Origin of the sequence: Jannaschia rubra, assembly GCF_001403735.1 — a bacterium.
GTDB classification, from domain to species: Bacteria; Pseudomonadota; Alphaproteobacteria; order Rhodobacterales; family Rhodobacteraceae; genus Jannaschia; species Jannaschia rubra.
In genome coordinates this window covers 190,756-207,931 of the sequence record NZ_CXPG01000009.1, presented here as the reverse complement: position 1 = coordinate 207,931, position 17,176 = coordinate 190,756, and the positions used below count along the sequence as shown (strand labels likewise).

The 17,176-nt window shown below is 68.9% G+C and carries 19 protein-coding genes; 10 read left to right on the top strand and 9 right to left on the bottom strand.

What is annotated here, in order from left to right; genetic code table 11:
• Window positions 1–24: 24 nt before the first annotated feature.
• From dprA to JAN5088_RS01265, 4 genes are all read left to right on the top strand, one after another.
• On the top strand, window positions 25–1,203 hold the full coding sequence (gene dprA, locus JAN5088_RS01280) for a DNA-processing protein DprA (RefSeq protein WP_082429748.1): 1,179 nt from the start codon (window positions 25–27) through the stop codon (window positions 1,201–1,203).
• A 186-nt stretch (window positions 1,204–1,389) separates the two neighbouring features.
• Window positions 1,390–4,065 carry a type I DNA topoisomerase gene (topA, locus tag JAN5088_RS01275; protein WP_055680980.1) on the top strand — a complete coding sequence of 892 codons (2,676 nt, stop codon included), beginning with the start codon at window positions 1,390–1,392 and terminating at the stop codon, window positions 4,063–4,065.
• Between the two features lie 78 nt (window positions 4,066–4,143).
• The gene (locus tag JAN5088_RS01270) at window positions 4,144–4,728 is read left to right on the top strand and encodes a nitroreductase family protein (RefSeq protein ID WP_055680979.1); all 585 of its coding nucleotides are present in this window, start codon (window positions 4,144–4,146) and stop codon (window positions 4,726–4,728) included.
• Window positions 4,725–5,411: an EI24 domain-containing protein gene (locus JAN5088_RS01265; RefSeq protein WP_055680978.1), complete on the top strand. Its 687-nt coding sequence runs from the start codon at window positions 4,725–4,727 to the stop codon at window positions 5,409–5,411. Before JAN5088_RS01270 ends, JAN5088_RS01265 begins: the two co-directional genes overlap by 4 nt.
• Here JAN5088_RS01265 and JAN5088_RS01260 read toward each other — a convergent pair.
• Together JAN5088_RS01260 and mce are read right to left on the bottom strand one after the other, a co-directional pair.
• Window positions 5,408–5,686 (bottom strand): DUF1467 family protein, encoded by a 279-nt coding sequence (locus JAN5088_RS01260; protein ID WP_055680977.1) that lies wholly within the window; start codon window positions 5,684–5,686, stop codon window positions 5,408–5,410. The two genes, JAN5088_RS01265 and JAN5088_RS01260, sit on opposite strands and share 4 nt — an antisense overlap.
• The gene (gene mce, locus JAN5088_RS01255) at window positions 5,686–6,090 is read right to left on the bottom strand and encodes a methylmalonyl-CoA epimerase (RefSeq protein WP_055680976.1); all 405 of its coding nucleotides are present in this window, start codon (window positions 6,088–6,090) and stop codon (window positions 5,686–5,688) included. The genes JAN5088_RS01260 and mce overlap by 1 nt, the downstream gene beginning before the upstream one ends.
• Window positions 6,091–6,226: 136 nt before the next feature.
• Here mce and JAN5088_RS01250 point away from each other — a divergent pair, with 136 nt between their 5' ends.
• Window positions 6,227–6,955: a response regulator gene (locus JAN5088_RS01250; protein WP_055680975.1), complete on the top strand. Its 729-nt coding sequence runs from the start codon at window positions 6,227–6,229 to the stop codon at window positions 6,953–6,955.
• On the opposite strand, the gene JAN5088_RS01245 is transcribed toward JAN5088_RS01250, so the two are convergent.
• Window positions 6,952–7,605 (bottom strand): GNAT family N-acetyltransferase, encoded by a 654-nt coding sequence (locus JAN5088_RS01245; RefSeq protein ID WP_055680974.1) that lies wholly within the window; start codon window positions 7,603–7,605, stop codon window positions 6,952–6,954. The two genes, JAN5088_RS01250 and JAN5088_RS01245, sit on opposite strands and share 4 nt — an antisense overlap.
• The gene (locus JAN5088_RS01240; RefSeq protein WP_055680973.1) at window positions 7,602–8,360 is read right to left on the bottom strand and encodes an SDR family NAD(P)-dependent oxidoreductase; all 759 of its coding nucleotides are present in this window, start codon (window positions 8,358–8,360) and stop codon (window positions 7,602–7,604) included. The genes JAN5088_RS01245 and JAN5088_RS01240 overlap by 4 nt, the downstream gene beginning before the upstream one ends.
• A gap of 207 nt (window positions 8,361–8,567) precedes the next feature.
• Between JAN5088_RS01240 and JAN5088_RS01235 the strand changes: the two genes are divergently transcribed.
• Genes JAN5088_RS01235 through JAN5088_RS01220 form a run of 4 tightly spaced genes read left to right on the top strand, consistent with a single transcriptional unit; the run spans window position 8,568 to window position 11,201 of the window.
• A complete protein-coding gene (locus JAN5088_RS01235) occupies window positions 8,568–9,074 on the top strand; it encodes a type III secretion system chaperone family protein (RefSeq protein ID WP_055680972.1) in 507 nt (168 codons plus the stop codon).
• 53 nt (window positions 9,075–9,127) lie between these two features.
• On the top strand, window positions 9,128–9,922 hold the full coding sequence (gene proC, locus JAN5088_RS01230) for a pyrroline-5-carboxylate reductase (RefSeq protein WP_055680971.1): 795 nt from the start codon (window positions 9,128–9,130) through the stop codon (window positions 9,920–9,922).
• Window positions 9,919–10,257 carry a tRNA-binding protein gene (locus JAN5088_RS01225; protein ID WP_055680970.1) on the top strand — a complete coding sequence of 113 codons (339 nt, stop codon included), beginning with the start codon at window positions 9,919–9,921 and terminating at the stop codon, window positions 10,255–10,257. The genes proC and JAN5088_RS01225 overlap by 4 nt, the downstream gene beginning before the upstream one ends.
• Window positions 10,257–11,201, top strand: a complete 945-nt coding sequence (locus JAN5088_RS01220; protein ID WP_055680969.1) for a 2-hydroxyacid dehydrogenase — start codon at window positions 10,257–10,259, stop codon at window positions 11,199–11,201. The genes JAN5088_RS01225 and JAN5088_RS01220 overlap by 1 nt, the downstream gene beginning before the upstream one ends.
• Window positions 11,202–11,214: 13 nt before the next feature.
• On the opposite strand, the gene JAN5088_RS01215 is transcribed toward JAN5088_RS01220, so the two are convergent.
• The 5 genes from JAN5088_RS01215 to JAN5088_RS01195 all read right to left on the bottom strand — a co-directional run bounded on the left by JAN5088_RS01215 (window position 11,215) and on the right by JAN5088_RS01195 (window position 16,635).
• On the bottom strand, window positions 11,215–12,660 hold the full coding sequence (locus JAN5088_RS01215; protein ID WP_055680968.1) for an NAD-dependent succinate-semialdehyde dehydrogenase: 1,446 nt from the start codon (window positions 12,658–12,660) through the stop codon (window positions 11,215–11,217).
• A 3-nt stretch (window positions 12,661–12,663) separates the two neighbouring features.
• A complete protein-coding gene (locus JAN5088_RS01210) occupies window positions 12,664–13,617 on the bottom strand; it encodes an aldose epimerase family protein (protein WP_055680967.1) in 954 nt (317 codons plus the stop codon).
• A 64-nt stretch (window positions 13,618–13,681) separates the two neighbouring features.
• Window positions 13,682–14,737, bottom strand: a complete 1,056-nt coding sequence (locus tag JAN5088_RS01205) for a TRAP transporter substrate-binding protein (RefSeq protein WP_055680966.1) — start codon at window positions 14,735–14,737, stop codon at window positions 13,682–13,684.
• Between the two features lie 25 nt (window positions 14,738–14,762).
• On the bottom strand, window positions 14,763–16,055 hold the full coding sequence (locus JAN5088_RS01200; protein ID WP_055680965.1) for a TRAP transporter large permease: 1,293 nt from the start codon (window positions 16,053–16,055) through the stop codon (window positions 14,763–14,765).
• 1 nt (window position 16,056) lies between these two features.
• Entirely contained in the window at window positions 16,057–16,635 is a 579-nt protein-coding gene (locus JAN5088_RS01195; RefSeq protein WP_055680964.1) for a TRAP transporter small permease, read from the bottom strand.
• Window positions 16,636–16,965: 330 nt separating this feature from the next.
• Here JAN5088_RS01195 and JAN5088_RS18805 point away from each other — a divergent pair, with 330 nt between their 5' ends.
• The gene (locus tag JAN5088_RS18805; protein ID WP_158448456.1) at window positions 16,966–17,115 is read left to right on the top strand and encodes a hypothetical protein; all 150 of its coding nucleotides are present in this window, start codon (window positions 16,966–16,968) and stop codon (window positions 17,113–17,115) included.
• The last annotated feature ends 61 nt before the right edge of the window (window positions 17,116–17,176 follow it).

Below are 17,176 nucleotides of genomic sequence, written 5' to 3'. Positions count from 1 at the left end.
GTCCGGCGTCCACGGTGCCGCCCCATGGACTACGCGATTCCCGAGGACTTCCAGTTTCCGCCCGACGAATTGTCGGAGGCGCCCCTGCCCCTGTTCGACGCGCCCCCGCCGCAGGAGGAGCTGTTCGCCCGGCTGCGCCTGTCGCGGTCGCGGCGCGTGGGGCCGGCCACCTTCCGGCGCCTGATCGCGGAACACGGCGACGCGCGGACCGCGCTTGCCGCCTTGCCGGACATCGCGCGCGCCGCCGGCGACAGCGGCTATGAGGTCGCGACCGAAGCCATGGTGCGGGCCGAGATCAGGGCGGCGCGCAAGCACGGTGCGCGCCTTCTGACGCTTGGGGCGCCGGGTTATCCGGCGCGCCTGAACGACGTGGCCGATGCGCCCGCGATCCTTTGGGCGCAAGGCGATCCGGCGCTTCTGGCGCGGCCGACCGTGGCGGTGGTGGGCACGCGAAATGCCTCGTCGCTGGCGCTGCGGATGGCGCGGGCGCTCGGCCGCGATCTGGCCAAGGCGGGTGTCACCGTCGTGTCCGGGCTGGCGCGGGGGGTCGACACCGTGGCGCATGAGGCGTCGCTGCCCGGCGGCACGGTCGCGGTGCACGCCGGCGGGCTCGACCGCGTCTATCCGGCCGAGAACGCGGATCTGGCCGCCCGCATCGCCGCCGAAGGCTGCAGCCTGTCGGAACGTCCCTTCGGCTACGGACCCCAGGCGCGCGACTTTCCCCGGCGCAACCGCATCGTCTCGGGCGTGGCACTGGCCGTCGTGGTGGTCGAGGCGGCGGCGAAGTCCGGCTCGATGATCACGGCGCGCGACGCGCTCGACCAGGGGCGCGAGGTGCTGGCCGTGCCGGGCCATCCCTTCGACGGCCGCGCGTCCGGCTGCAACCTGCTGCTGCGCGACGGCGCCACGCTGGTGCGCGGGGCCGAAGATATCCTGGAGGTCCTGGCGGGGCTGCGCGACGACGTCGTCCCGACCGCCCGTCCCGTCATAGCACCCGTCGTCCCCGCGCTGGAGCCGGCCACAGACATCGACGGGCGCATCCTCGACCTTCTGTCGCCCGTTCCGGTGGCCGAGGATCAGCTTCTGCGCGATCTGGCCGCCGCCGGGGCGGTCGCGTCCCGGCACCTCGCCACCCGCCTGTCGGAGATGGAACTCGCGGGTCTGATCGCGCGCCGCGCGGGGGGCGGGCTGGTCCGCCTCTGATCCGTCCTGTCGCTGCCGTGACCCGCGCGACAGGGGCCCGAAGCCACACGATGGGGGGCCGGACCGGGTCGTTTCCCCGGCATTGACAATCCCCCGGCGCCCCCCACATGGTCCCCCGCCCAAGGGGTCGGCCCCACCGCCGGGCCGCAAAACCCCAGTGATCGAAGCAGTTCCGAGGATTTCACCATGCCCGTCGTCGTCGTCGAATCCCCGGCCAAGGCCAAGACAATCAACGGCTATCTGGGCAAGGATTACACCGTTCTGGCAAGCTACGGGCACGTCCGCGACCTGGTGGGCAAGGACGGCAGCGTCGACACCGAGAACGGCTGGGACATGACCTGGGAAATCCCGGCCGACAGTCGCAAGCACCTCAAGGCCATCGCCGACGCCCTGGCAGACGATCCGAACCTGATCCTCGCCACCGACCCCGACCGCGAGGGCGAGGCGATTTCCTGGCACCTGCAGGAGGCGCTGACCAAGCGGAAGGCCCTCAAGAAGGACACGCCGGTCAGCCGCGTGGCCTTCAACGCCATCACCAAGAAGGCCGTGCAGGACGCGATCGCGAACCCGCGCGACATCGACACGCCGCTGGTCCACGCCTATCTGGCGCGGCGCGCGCTCGATTATCTGGTGGGGTTCAATCTCTCGCCGGTTCTCTGGCGCAAGCTGCCCGGCTCGAAGTCGGCGGGGCGGGTGCAGTCGGTCTGCCTGCGGCTCGTCGTCGACCGCGAGATGGAGATCGAGTCCTTCGACGCCCGCGAATACTGGTCCGTCCGGGCCATGCTGGAGACCCCGCGCGGCCAGACATTCGAGGCACGGCTCGTCGCGCTGGCCGGCAAGAAGATCGACCGTTTCGACCTTGCCGACGCCACGCAGGCGGAGCTCGCCGTCCAGGCAGTCGAAAGCCGCGACCTGACCGTCACCTCGGTCGAAGCCAAGCCCGCGACCCGCAACCCCAGCCCGCCCTTCATGACCTCGACCCTGCAGCAGGAGGCGAGCCGCAAGTTCGGCATGGGTGCCAAGGCCTGCATGTCCACGGCGCAGCGCCTGTATGAGGCGGGGCACATCACCTACATGCGGACCGACGGCATCGACATGTCGCCCGAGGCGGTGACGGCCGCCCGCGATGCGATCGCCGGCCGGTTCGGGCCGGAATACCTGCCGTCGCAGCCCAAGATCTACAAGAACAAGGCCAAGAACGCGCAGGAAGCGCACGAGTGTATCCGCCCCACCGAGATGACACGCGCGGCCGAGGATCTGCGCCTCGAAAGCGATCAGAAGAAGCTCTATGACCTGATCTGGAAACGCACGCTGGCCAGCCAGATGGAGGCCGCGCGGCTGGAGCGGACGACCGTCACCCTGCGCGACGCGGGCGAGCAGGTCGAACTGCGCGCCACGGGCCAGGTCGTCGTCTTCGACGGCTTCATGAAGGTCTATACCGAAGGGCGCGACGACGACGCGGCGACATCCGAGGACGACCGCCGCCTGCCCGCGATCCACGAAGGCGACGACGCCAGGAAGGTCGCCGCCTATGCCGACGAGACGAGCGAGAACGCACTGATCCGTGCGCCGTCCGATGCCGTGTTGGGCCAGCAGCATTTCACCCAGCCGCCCCCCCGCTACACCGAGGCGACGCTGGTCAAGAAGATGGAGGAGCTGGGGATCGGGCGGCCCTCGACCTACGCCAGCATCCTGTCGACGATCGTGGATCGCGGCTATGTCCGCAAGGAAGGCAACCGCCTGTTCCCTGAGGATCAGGGGCGGCTGGTGACGGCTTTCCTGTCCAATTACTTCCGCCGCTATGTCAGCTACGACTTCACCGCGGGGCTGGAGGAGGAGCTGGACGAGGTGTCTGCGGGCGACCGCGACTACCGCGACGTGCTCGACAGGTTCTGGCGCGACTTCTCGGCCGCCATCGGCGAGACATCGGAGCTTCGCATCACCGACGTCCTCGACAAGATCAACGAGGTGCTGGAGCCGCATCTGTTCCCCGACAAGGGAGACGGCAGCGACCCGCGGCTCTGCCCCAACTGCGGCGAGGGGCGTCTGTCCATGCGGACGGCCCGTTCCGGCGGCGCCTTCATCGGTTGCTCCAACTATCCCGAGTGCCGCTATACCCGGCCTTTCGCGCCCCCGGGGGGCGACGACGGCAAGGCGCCCATCGGCGACGTCATGCTGGGAGTCGAGCCGGAATCCGGGCTCGAGGTCCATCTGAAATCGGGCCGCTTCGGGCCTTACGTCCAACTGGGCGAGGCGACGGAGGAAACGCCGAAGCCCAAGCGGTCGAGCCTGCCCAAGGCCTGGGCGCCCGAAACGGTCGATCTGGACCGCGCCTTGCAGCTTCTGTCGCTGCCCCGTCACATCGGGACGCACCCGGACGACGGCGCCCCCATCGAGTCGAACCTCGGGCGCTATGGTCCTTACGTCCGGTGGAACAAGGTCTATGCCAACCTCCCCGACGAGGAGGAGATCTTCACCATCGGCATGAACAGGGCGGTCGAGGTGCTGGCCGAGAAGCTCGCGAAGCGGGGGCAGCGCGGTCAGGCGGCCGCCCCACTGCGGGAGTTGGGCGAACACCCCGAGAACGGTGGCCCGGTGAATGTCATGGAAGGGCGCTATGGGCCTTATGTGAAATGGGAAAAGGTGAACGCGACCCTGCCCAAGGACATCGCGCCCGAAGACCTGACCATGGCGCAGGCGGTCGACCTGATTGCCGCCAAGGCCGCCAAATCGCCCAAGCGCAAGACGGCGGCGAAGAAGCCCGCTGCCAAGAAAACGGCGCCCAAGAAGGCGGCCGCGAAGAAACCCGCGGCGAAGAAACCCGCAGCGAAGAAGGCGAAGGACGCCGCGGACGGGGCCTGATCCCGCCCCCGCGTCATCCGTCTTGAATGCGCCGCCATCCCACGCGACATGATGGCGAACTTGCCCGAGGATACTGCCATGACGCCGCTCGCCCCCCGACCCGACACGATGGAGTTCCTGCTGACGCGCCGGTCGCGCCCCGCCAAGACGCTGGCGGAGCCCGCGCCCGACCGCGCGGCGATGGAGCCCATCCTGACCGCCGCCCTGCGCGTGCCCGATCATGGCAAGCTGGAGCCTTGGCGGCTGATCGTGCTGGAACGCGCGGCGCTCGACCGGCTGGCCGGGCTGACCGCGCGCCTGGGGGCGGAACGCGGGATGCCGCCCGAGAAGCTCGCCAAGGAGCAGGCGATGTTCCGCGACGCGCCGCTGATCGTGGCCGTCGTCGCCTCGCCGGCCGACTCCGAAAAGGTGCCGGAGGTCGAGCAGACGCTGAGCGCTGGTGCCGTCTGCCTGTCGCTGGTCAATGCGGCGATGGCCTCGGGCTGGGGGGCGAACTGGCTGACCGGGTGGACCGCGCTCGACCGGACGTGGCTGGACGACGGGCTGGATCTGGGGCCGCGCGAATGGGTCGCGGGGTTCATCGTCATCGGGACCGAGACGACGGTGCCGAGCGACCGGCCGCGGCCGGACCTTTCAGCCCGCGCCGACTGGCGCGACGCGTGATCGGCGACGCGCTCGGCGCGATCGGCCAGCTGGGCGACCCGCGGTTCCGCCGGGTCCTGCTGGCGGGCGTGGGCCTGTCGGTCGCGCTGCTGGCGGCGTTCTCGGCGCTTGCGGTCTGGGGCGTCAACGCGCTGGTCGGGCCCTCCGTCACCCTGCCATGGCTGGGCGAGGTGACGTGGCTCGACGACGCGGCCGGATGGACAGTCCTGCCCGTCACGCTGATCGCGTCGGTGTTCCTGATGGTGCCCGTCGCCTCGGCCTTCACCGGGCTGTTTCTCGACCGGATCGCCCAGGCGGTCGAGGATCGGCACTATCCTGGCCTGCCCCCCGCCCGGTCGCAGGGATGGGGCGAGATGATCGCGGAAAGCGCGGGCTTCCTTGCTCTGGTCGTCGCGGTCAACCTGCTGGCGCTGGTGGCCTATCTGTTGCTCGCGCCCTTCGCGCTGTTCATATTCTGGGCGGTGAACGGCTTTCTGCTGGGTCGGGAATACGCGCAGATGGTGGCCTTGCGCCGGATGGACCGTGCAGGGGCGGCGGGTTATCGCGCCCGCTATCGCGCGCGGATCTGGGGTCTGGGCGTCCTGATGGCCGTGCCGCTGTCGGTGCCCATCCTGAACCTTCTGGTTCCGGTGGTGGGCGCCGCCGCCTTCACCCACCAGTTCCACCGCCTGACGGGGCGCTAGATGTCGAGTGTCGGGCCACCGGTCCAGCGCCGCAGGTCCTCGATCGTCACGATCCCCGACAGGATGAACCAGACGAGCGCGCCCCAGATGACGAGCGAGATCACGGTCGCCCAGAAGACGCGCCGCCAGAGACGGAACTCCGCAGGTGAGGACAAGGGCGTCCCCGGCACCCGTTCCCCCCGGTCGCCCTGCGTGTCCTGACCGACCTGAAGGCCGATCAGGAAGACCATTGCCCAGACCATTGCGAACACGACGAAGGCCGAGAAGACGCTCATCAGACCTGCTCCAGCTCGACCAGCGTGCCGGTGAAATCCTTGGGATGCAGGAACAGGACGGGTTTTCCGTGCGCGCCGATCTTCGGCGTCCCGTCGCCCAGGACGCGCGCCCCGGCTGCCGTCAGACGGTCGCGCGCCGCCATGATGTCGTCGACCTCGTAGCAGATGTGGTGGATGCCGCCCGACGGGTTCTTGGCGAGGAACCCGGCGATGGGGCTGTCGTCGCCCAATGGATGCAGAAGCTCGATCTTGGTGTTCGGCAAGTCGATGAAGACGACCGTGACGCCGTGGTCGGGCTCATCCTGCGGCGGGTTCACGTGGGCGCCGAGCGTGTCGCGGTATTGCGCGGCCGCGGCGCCAAGGTCGGGGACTGCGATGGCCACGTGGTTCAACTTGCCGATCATGCGGGGGCCCTCCGGGGGTGGTTTCCTTGGCCGGTTATGGGCATCCGGCGACCTTCGGGCAAGGCGAGGCCTGCCGTTCACCTTTCGTTAGGGATGATCGCGTCAAAGTGGCGCGGTCAGCCGAGGAGATTCGACCATGCCCGCGCCCCACACGACCGACACCGACCAGCCGCGTCCCGATCTCGGGGCGAGACCCGCGCCGACGGCACAGCGGCCGCTTCTGGGCCAGACGGTCCTTCTGGTGGAGGACAGCCGCTTCGCGTCGGAGGCGGTGCGATTGCTGGCTCTGCGGTCGGGCGCGCGCATCCGGCGGGCGGATTGCATGGCCTCGGCCGAACGGCACCTGCTGACCTACCGCCCGGGCGTGGCCATCGTGGATCTGGGCCTGCCCGACGGTTCGGGGCTTGACCTGATCGCCCGGCTGGCGCGCGCGACGCAGCGGCCCAACGTCCTGCTGGCCACCTCGGGCCAGGCCCCCGATGCGGTCGAAGCCGAGGCGATGGCGGCCGGTGCCGACGGGTTCCTGCCGAAGCCCGTCGAAAGCCTCGCCGTCTTCCAGCAGGCCATCCTGCGCCATCTGCCTCACGATCTGCGGCCCCGCGGCCTGCGGGTTATCGGCTCCGAAAGCGTCGAGCCGGACCGTCTCGCCCTGTCCGAAGACCTGATCCATGCCGACCGCCTGCTGTCGGACGAGCGGGTCTCGCCCCGGTTCGTCGCGGAGTTCCTGACCGGGCTCGCCCGAACCGGGCATGACGCCGTCCTTCTGGCCGAAACCCAGGGGCTGGCCGCGCGCACGATGGACGAGTTGCGTCCCGTCCTGCGCCGCCTCATCGCGGAGCGGCTGGACGACCGCCGCGTCGTCTAGGTCTTCGGGCCGGAGAGCGGCGTCTTCTGGCGACCCTCCACATCGAAATTGCCGGGGCGGAGCCAACGTCGGTGCATCTTTCGCAAACGCGGCCATTCCGTATCGATGATTGAGAACCACGCGGTGTCCCGGTTGCGGCCCCGGACCATCATGTGTTGGCGGAAGACGCCTTCGGCGGTGAAGCCCAGCCGCGATGCGGCACGCCGGCTCGGAGCATTCTCCGCGTTGCACTTCCATTCCACCCGCCGGAACCCGCTCGCGAAGGCGTGGTCGAGCAGCAGGTGGATCGCTTCGGTCGACGCAGGCGTGCGTTGCAGCCCGGGCGAAAAGGCGATGTGCCCGATCTCGATCACGCCGTTGGCGCGGTCCACCCGCATCAGCGCCAGAACGCCGGTCCATCCGGCCACGCTCCGCACGGCGTAGAACGCCGGGTCTTCCAGGGCGACGGCGCCCGCGACCCAGTCGCCGTAGGCCTCCGCCGTCTGGAACGGCCCATAGGCCAGATAGCGCCAGTGGTCGGCCACCGTCGGATTGGCTGCGTGCAGCGCCGCCGCATGGCGTGGTGACAGGCGTTCCAGCCGGGCCCACCGTCCCTCCAGCGCCTCGGGCGGGGTCCAGGACAAGGGCCGCCACGTCGCGGCTTCGGTCACCGCAGCCCCATGCGGATCGCGCCGTCGAGGCGGATCACCTCGCCATTCAGCATCGGATTGGCGGCGATATGCGCGACCAGCGCGGCGAATTCGTCCGGTTGGCCCAGCCGCGCGGGATAGGGCACCTGCGCGCCGAGGCTGTCCTGCACCTCCTGCGGCAACCCCTCCAGCATGGGCGTGAGGAACAGACCGGGCGCCACCGCGACCACGCGGATCCCCAGCGACGCGAGGTCGCGCGCCATGGGCAGGGTCATGGCCGCCACGCCGCCCTTCGATGCGGCATAGGCGATCTGGCCTACCTGTCCCTCATAGGCGGCGACGCTGGCGGTGTTCACGATCACGCCCCGCTCGCCGTCCGGCCCGCGCCCCTCCTGCGCCGCCATGATCGCGGCGGCGGCGGTGGCGCAGTTGAAGGTGCCCGTCAGGTTGATCGCGACGACGCGGGCGAACAGATCCGGGTCGTGCGCCCCGTTTCGGCCGACGGTTCGCGCCGCAGGCGCCACGCCGGCGCAGTTCACCATGAGGTCGAGACGCCCGTTTTCGGCCACCTCGGCCAGCGCCTCCGCGCAGGCGGCCGCATCGGTCACGTCGAGTTTGAGGAACCGGCCGCCGAGGTTCCGGGCCAGCGCAGCCCCCTTGTCGTCCAGGTCGAGGATCGTGACCGACCCGCCCGCATGTGCCACCTGCCGCGCCACCGCCGCCCCCAAGCCCCCGGCCCCGCCGGTGACGGCGGCCACGCATCCGTTCAGGTCCATTCCATCCCCTCCTGCTTTCGCCGAAGGCTAGCGGACCGCGCTGGCGACACAACCCCGCCCGCGCGGGACATAAGTTGTGGAGAAGACGGTGACGGCCCTTTACAGGCCCGCGGGCACCCTGCACCATATCTTGTGTCGGGAACACGAGGGGCGTCATACGCCTTGGCCTGTTCCCAACGTCTATGGGCTCAAGCGGAAGGGCTATATATGCTCCACCAGCGCCAGCAATTCTCGGAGACGGGCGACCTGCATCCGATCGACCTGGTCGAGACGGTGGCCGAAACCCAGGAGTGGGACTTCGACCGCGTGGGCGAGGATCAGATCGCCATGGTGGTCGAGGGGCAGTGGCGCAGCTATTCCGTCACGCTCGCCTGGTCGCACAGCGACGAGACGCTGCGCCTGATATGCTGCTTCGAGATGGAGCCGCCGGAGCAGAGCCTGCCGCGTCTCTACGAGGTGCTGAACCTGGTGAATGACCAGTGCTGGGCCGGATCGTTCAGCTATTGGACGGACCAGAAGATGATGGTCTATCGCTATGGCCTCGTGCTCGCCGGCGGCGCCTGCGCGCAGGTGGAACAAATCAACCAGATGGTCGCGGAGGCCATCGTCGCGGGCGAACGCTACTATCCCGCGCTGCAACTGGTCTGCTGGGGCGGACGTCATCCCGTCGACGCCATGCAGATCGCCATGGCCGAAGCCTACGGTCACGCCTGAGCTTTTCCTTCTGGCCGCCGCACCCTAGGCTCCGCCAGGCGGAGGGTTCGATCATGGATTTCACGGATATCAATACGCGCGGCGTCGTGCTGCTGGGCTGCGGCAAGATGGGCGGCGCGATGCTGGAGGGCTGGCTGGACCGGGGGCTGTCGCCCGGTGCCGTCACGGTCATCGACCCGCATCCCTCGGACTGGCTGCGGGGCACCGGGGTCGCGCTGAACGCCGGCCTGCCCGACGCGCCCGCCATCACGCTGATCGCGGTCAAGCCGCAGATGATGGGCGACGCGCTGCCCAGCCTGCGGGGCCTGTCGGACACGCTGTTCGTCACCGTTGCGGCCGGCACGCCGATCGCCGCCTATGAAGCCGCCTTCGGCACGGGTGCCCGCGTCGTGCGCGCCATGCCCAACACGCCCGCCGCCATTGGCCGCGGCATCACCGCCATCGTCGGCAACGGCGCGGCCACGCAGGCCGACCTGGACCTGGCCGAGCAGTTCCTTTCTGCCGTGGGCGAGGTCGTCCGGCTGGATAGCGAGGAACAGATGGACGCCGTCACCGGCCTGTCGGGCTCGGGCCCGGCCTATGTGTTCCACATGATCGAGGCGATGGCCGCCGCGGGCGAGGCGCAGGGCCTGGCGCCGGACCTGGCCCTGCGCCTCGCCCGCGCCACCGTCGCCGGAGCGGGCGCGCTGGCCATGAAAGGCGAGGCGCCGGGGCAGTTGCGCGAGAACGTCACCTCGCCCGGCGGCACGACGCAGGCGGGGCTCGCCGTCCTCATGGAGGAACTGCCGGATCTCATGATCCGCACCGTCCGGGCGGCTGCCGACCGGTCGAGGGAGCTTCGCGCATGACCCGGATCGATTTCGATACCTTCCTCAAGGTCGACATCCGCGTCGGCCGCGTCACCCGCGCCGAACCCTTCCCCGAGGCGCGCAAGCCGGCGATCAAGATCTGGATCGACTTCGGCGGCGAGATCGGCGAGCGCAAGAGCAGCGCGCAACTGACGGCGCATTATTCGCCGGAATCCTTGCCCGGCAGGCAAATCCTGGCCGTCGTGAACTTCCCGCCTCGCCAGATCGGCAGCTTCATGTCCGAGGTTCTCGTCCTTGGCCTGCCCGATGCCGATGGCGAAGTCGTGCTGCTGGCGCCCGACCGCGATGTGCCGCTCGGCGGGAGGATGCACTGATGGACCGGCTTCTCGTTTCCCGCGCCCTGCCCGACAGCGTCATGGAGGCGCTGCGCGCGCGGTTCGATGTGACCTGCCGCGACACGACGCAACCGATGACGCTGGACGAATGCCGTGCGGCCCTGGCAGATCACGACGTGATCCTGCCTACATTGGGCGATGCTTTCCAGGCCGATGCCTTCGAGGGAACGATCCGCGCGAAGGGCCTCGCCAACTTCGGCGTGGGCTATAACCACATCGACGTGGAGGCGGCGCGGGATGCCGGATTGGTCGTGACCAACACCCCCGGCGCAGTCACGGATGCCACGGCCGACATCGCGCTGACGCTGATGCTGATGTGCGCGCGGCGGGCGGGCGAGGGCGAACGGTTGGTGCGGGCCGGTGATTGGCAGGGCTGGCACCCGGTGCAGATGCTGGGGATGCATGTGTCGGGCAAGGTGCTGGGCGTGATCGGCATGGGCCGCATCGGGTACGCCATCGCCCGGCGGTGCCACGCGGGCTTCGGGATGAACGTCGTGTTCCACAACCGATCCGCCAAGACGGTCGAGGGTGCGCGGCAACTGGGGTCCGTCGCCGAAGTCTGCGCCGCCGCCGACGTGGTGGTCACGGCCGTCCCCGCCTCGCCCGAGACGCATCACATCATCGACGCCGCGGCGCTGGCGGCGATGCGGCCGCACGCTATCCTCGTCAACATCGCGCGGGGCGACGTGGTGGACGAGGCGGCCCTGATCGAGGCGCTGCAATCGGGCGGCATCGCAGGTGCGGGGCTCGACGTCTACGAGCACGAGCCGCATGTGCCCAAGGCGCTTCGCGCGATGGAGAACGTCGTGCTGCTGCCGCATCTGGGCACCGCCGCGCTGGAGGTGCGCGAGGGGATGGGGCGGATGGCGATGGAGAACGCCGTCGCCATCGCCGAAGGTCGCAGGCCGCCGAACCCGGTCTGACGCGGGCAGCCGGTCAGACGCCATCGATGCAGACGTATTTCACCTCGAGATAATCGTCGAGGCCCTGGGATCCGCCCTCCTTGCCGAGGCCCGATTCCTTGACCCCGCCGAAGGGCGCCTCGACCGTGGTGATGAGGCCCGAGTTGATGCCGATCATCCCGTATTGCAGCCCCGCATTCAGGCGGAAAGCACGGCCGAGATCGCGGGTATAGGCATAGCAGGCGAGGCCGTAGACGGTGTCGTTGGCCATGGCGATCGCCTCCTCCTCGGTGTCGAAGCGGAAGACGGGGGCGAGGGGGCCGAAGATTTCCTCGGTGGCGAACTTCATCACGGCGGTCGCGCCGGTGACGACCGTCGGCTGGAAGAAGGTGCCGCCCTTTTCATGCGGGGCGCCGCCGGTTTCGACCTTGGCACCCTTGTCCTTGGCATCGGCCACGAACTCCTCGACCTTCTCGAGCGCGTCGCGGTCGATCAGCGGGCCCTGCTCCACGCCCTCCTCGCGGCCGTCGCCGACCTTGAGCGCCTTCGTCTTCTCGACCAGCTTCTGCACGAATTCGTCATGGATGCCCGACTGCACCAGGATGCGGTTCGCGCAGACGCAGGTCTGGCCGGAGTTGCGGAACTTCGACGCCATCGCGCCCTCCACCGCGCGGTCCACGTCGGCGTCGTCGAAGACGATGAAGGGCGCGTTGCCGCCCAGCTCCATCGACACCTTCTTGACCGTGTCGGCGCTGCCCCGGATCAGCTCCTTGCCCACTTCGGTCGAGCCGGTGAAGGTGATCTTGCGCACCGCCGCGCTCTCCATCATCGCCGCCGCGATTTCACGGGCCGAGCCGGTGACGATGTTGACCACGCCCGCCGGATAGCCGACCTCCTGCGCCAGTGCGCCCCAGGCGAGGCCTGAATAGGGCGTGGCCGTCGCGGGCTTCGCCACCACGGTGCACCCCACCGCCAGCGCGGGCGCGATCTTGCGGGCGAGCATCGACGACGGAAAGTTCCAGGGCGTGATCATGCCGACGACGCCCACGGCATGCTTCGTCACCAGGATGCGCCGGCCGTTCACGCCGGCGGGCACGATCTCGCCCTTGGCGCGGCGGACTTCCTCGGCGAACCAGCGGACGTATTGCGCGCCGATGGCGATTTCGCCCTTCGCTTCGGCCATGGGCTTGCCCATCTCGACGACCAGAAGCTCGGCCAGGTCCGCCTGGTTGTCCATCAGCGCATCGTGCAGCTTCCCCAAAAGGGCGCAGCGGTCGCTCAGCGCCATGTCCCTGAAGCCCGGAAAGGCGTCCGAGGCGGCGGCGATGGCGCGCTCCGTCTCGGGCCGACCGGCCTTGGGGACGGTGCCCAGAACCTCACCCGTGGCGGGGTTGGTCACGTCGATCGTGGCCCCGCCGTCGGCGCCGGTCCATTCGCCGCCGACAAGGTTCGCTTCCTTCATCCAGTCCTGAAACGCCATCGTCTATCCTTTCGAGAATCTGAAGGTCGTCGTCTGTTCATAGGTCTCGCCCGGTCGCAGGATGCAGGGCGGAAAGGCCGGCCGATTGACGGCATCGGGCCAGACCTGCGCCTCCAGCGCGACACCGGCGTGAGGGCCGTAGCGGCGGCCGTCTATGCCCGGGACCGACAGGTTCAGCCTGGCCCCGTCATAGACCTGCAATCCCGGCTCGGTCGTGGCCATGGTCATCATCATGCCCCGCGCCCGCAGCACCGCCACGTCGCGCAGGCGCGTGCGGACCTCCGACAGGCAAAGGTTGTGGTCGAGCAGCCCCTGCCCCGGCAAGTTCCGGCCGGCGCGGAAATCGAACTCCGTCCCGTCGACCGGGGCGACGCCGGTGGGGATCTGGTCGTCATCCACCGGCACATAGCGGTCGGCGCGCACTGTCAGGACGTGGCCGGACACGTCATCGGACCCGTCGAGATTCCAGTAGGTATGATGCGCCAGGTTGAAGGGTGTGGGCGCATCTGTCGTCGCGCGATAGTCGATCCGCAGCATCGTGCCGGGCGCGCAGGTGAAAAGCGCCTCGATCCGCACGTTGCCTGGAAACCCCATCTCGCCATCGGCCAGCGTGATGCCGAAGCGGATGGCGTCTGCTTCGTGGTCCAGAACCTCCCACACGCGCTTGCCCGTTCCCGCCGATCCGCCGTGCAGGGTATGGCGGCCGCGGAAATTGGGGTCGGTGCGGTATTCCTTCCCGTCCAGCATGAAGCGCGCGCCGCCGATGCGGTTCGCCACGCACCCCACTGTGGCGCCCATGTAGCTCGACTTGCCCGCCGCGTAATCGGCCAGCCGGTCCAGCCCCAGCACCAGCGGCGGCGCATGGCCGTCGAGGCGCAGATCGACCAGCGCCGCGCCCCATTCGGTGAAGGTCGCGGTCAGGCCGTGGCCCGCGATGACGTGTCGGTTCAGGTCCATGACGCCAGACCTAATCCGGTGCGGCGGGTGCTACCACCCTCCACGACCGGGGCCTGATCGCCGGTCATTCCAGCTCCGCGGCGCGGCGTGCGGCGACGCTTTCCTCCGCCTGCGCGATGGCGGCGCGGAAGTTGGCCAGCATCTCCTCCCCGCCGTCGACGTTCGCGGCGAACCAGTCGTGGACCGGCGCCGCTGCGTCCTGGAACGCCTGCTTCTGTTCGGGGGTAGGCACATAGAGATCGCCGCCCCCCGACACGAAATCGGCATAGGCGTCGATGGACTTGCGCTTGGGGCTGGCGAAGGTCGCCTGCTGAAGCGCGTGGAATCCGTCGACGATCACGCGTTTCAGGTCGTCGTCCAGCGACAGGAACATCTCGTTGTTCATCACCCAGATCGCGGCCATGTAGGCGTGACCGTCGAGCGTCAGGTATTGCAGGCCGGCCTCGGGGAACTTCATGCCCATGATGTCGGTGATGCCGTTCTTCGTCCCCTCGACCACCCCCGTCTGAAGCGAGGTGAAAAGCTCGGGCCAGGGGATCGGAGTGGGCGACGCGCCGAGCGTGCGGACAAGCTCCTGCGGCAGGTCGGCCACGACCGTGCGGACCTTCAAGCCCTTGAGGTCGTCCGGCCCCTCGATCCGCCGCTGGGTGTTGGCGAAGTTGCGCCACCCGCCGGTGTTGCCGATGGTCATGATGCGGATCGTGTCGCCCGAGTCCTGCAGCGCGCGGACACGCATCTGCGCGGTCAGGTCGGTGTTGGTCAGCACCTCCTCCGCGATGCGGTCGTCGGCCATCAGATAGGGCAGATCGAAAATCTGGATGTAGGGAAACAGCCCCGCCGCCCCGCCCGATGTCGCCACGAAGACGTCGATGGACCCGTCCGCCACGCCTTGCAGGCATTCCGCGCCGTTGCCGCACAGTTGCGTGCCGATGAACAGCTCGACCGCGATCTCGCCGTTCGACGCAGCCTCGACGTAATCCTTGAAGACGACGAGACCGTCGTAATCCTCATCGGTCTCGTTGGAATTGGCGGTCGCGCGGAGGGTGACGCTCTGCCCCGTGGCGGGCATTGCCAGCATGGCGGCGAGCGCGGCGGCGGTCAGTACGGACGTGATCTTCATGGCGTTTTCTCCCTGTTCGACGGGATCATAGGAACCCGAACAGCCGCGGCAAGGCCAGCGAAATGGCAGGGACATAGGTGATGAGGAGGATGGCCAGCACCTCGACCGCAAGGAACGGCAGGATCGCGCGGGCGATGGTCTCGACCCGCTCGCCGCTAACCGACGAGGCGACGAACAGCACGAGGCCCATGGGCGGCGTGGCCAGCCCCACCGTCAGGTTCACCGACATGATGATGGCGAAGTGCACCGGGTCCACGCCGAGCGAGGTGAAGATCGGCCCGAGGATCGGCCCGAGGATGATGATCGCTGGCCCGGCGTCGAGGAACATGCCCACACCGAACAGGAGCAGGTTGATGAGAAGCAGGAGGACCAGCGGATTGTCCGACAGCGACAGGATCAGCGACGCCAATGCCTCCGGCGCATGGCTGAGCGCCACGACCGTCTTGAAGGCCAGCGCCGCACCCACCAGAAGCAGGATCACCGACGACATGATGGCCGCGCGCGACAGCACCTCAGGCAGGTCGCGCCATGTCATCGTGCGAAGGACGAACAGCGCGATGAAGGCTGCATAGGCCACGGCCACGGCGCTGGCTTCGGTGGGCGTGAAGACGCCGCCGAGGATGCCGCCCAGGATGATGACCGGAGTGAGCAACGGAAAGAACGCCTTGAGCGACGCCTGACCCTTCTCGCCCCACCCGGCCCGGCGGCGCAGGGGGGGAAAGGCGCCGGGCGCGCGCCGCGCCATGATGTTCGTCACCGCCATCAGGCCCAGCCCCACGAGGATGCCCGGCAGGATCCCCGCGAGGAACAGAGCGGCGACCGACTGTTCCATCACATAGGCGTAGATGATCATGATGCCCGAGGGCGGGATGATCGGTCCGATGACGCTCGACGCCGCGGTGACGGCGGCGGCGAAGCGGCGGGAATAGCCCTCGCGCTCCATCGCCGGAATGAGCATGGCCCCCAGGGCCGAGGTATCCGCCACCGCCGACCCCGAGAGGCCCGCGAAGAGCATCGACGACAGGATGTTGACCTGCGCCAGACCGGCGCGGAAATGTCCGACGAGGGCCTGGCTGAACTCGACGAGGCGCTGGGTGATGCCGCCCCGGTTCATCATCTCTCCGGCGAGCAGGAAGAAGGGGATCGCCATCAGCGGAAAGCTGTCCATCCCGTTGTAGACGTTGCGATAGAGAAGCGTCAGGTCGCGTTCCTGTCCGTTCAGCACCAGCATGACGCCGGGCGCGGCCAGGAGCGCGAAGAACACCGGCAGCCCGACCATCAGAAGGACGAGAAACAGCGGCAGGAACCAGACCAGCATCCTATTCTGCCCCCACGGGGTCGGCTTGCGGGACCGCGGGCAGGCGGTCGCCTGCGCCGAGCATCACCGCGACCTGCCGCAGCATCAACTCGACCGTGACGGAGGCGAGCAGGACGAACCCCGCCAGCAGCGACGCCATCATCCAGCCGAGCGGCAGCTTGGCCCATCCGTCGCCCGTCGGATAATAGAGGGACGACGACTTGAACCTGCCTGCCAACCCCGTGACCTCGGACCAGCCGATTTGCACGGCCGTCACCAGCACCAGAAACGACAGAGCGAGGAGCGCGAGGGTCAGGACCACCGCGACCCCGCGCGGCAGGATCAGCCGGATCATGTCGATCGCCACGAACCCGCCCCGCCGCCAGGCCGTGGGCGCCACCACCATGAGCCACAGCATCAGGAACCGCGCCGCCTCCTCTGGCCAGGGCAACGGGTTCGACAGGACATAGCGCCAGAAGACCTGGATCAGGATGAAGACCACCATCAGGAACATGCAGGCCACGCCGACCCATCGACCCACCCTCAGCGCGCCCGCATTGACGGCGCCCAGGGCGCGGACGACGGTCAGAAATCCGTTCATGCGTGCGTCTTCCTCCAGCCTTGCCTCCGTTCCTGTGGACGGCGCGGGGCGGGTCCGTCAACCGGCAGGGGCGGCCTGCCGACGCGACGGTGCCAAGATCGGGAGGGCGGGAGCCTCCGGCGGGAGTATTTGGAACAGGAAGATGCCGGGTGGAGCGCCTCCGACAGATCCTGGAACGGCGCTGCATGGGCCATGGTCGTCGGCGGAGAAGTCGTGGTAACAGGCTGACATGACACGCTGGATCGCCGCCGACCGGGCCAGAGACGCCCTGCGCCTGACCCTCATGGACGGACAGGAGGCGCTCGAGCCCCGGTCCGAGAGGGTGTGGACATGCTGTCGTCGGACATGTTCGGGCCTGCGCGGCTCGACCTCGCGGGCGACGGGACAGAAGGGACGACGCGCATCCTGGCCTGCGGCGCGGTCGGGACCCGGCAGGGGCGGATGGAGGTTTCCTTCCGCAGGTTCCCTGCCCTCGGGTGACGGGCGAGCCGATGCGCGCGTCGACGGGAGACCGGCGTCTCGACCAGCGGATCGTGCCGGC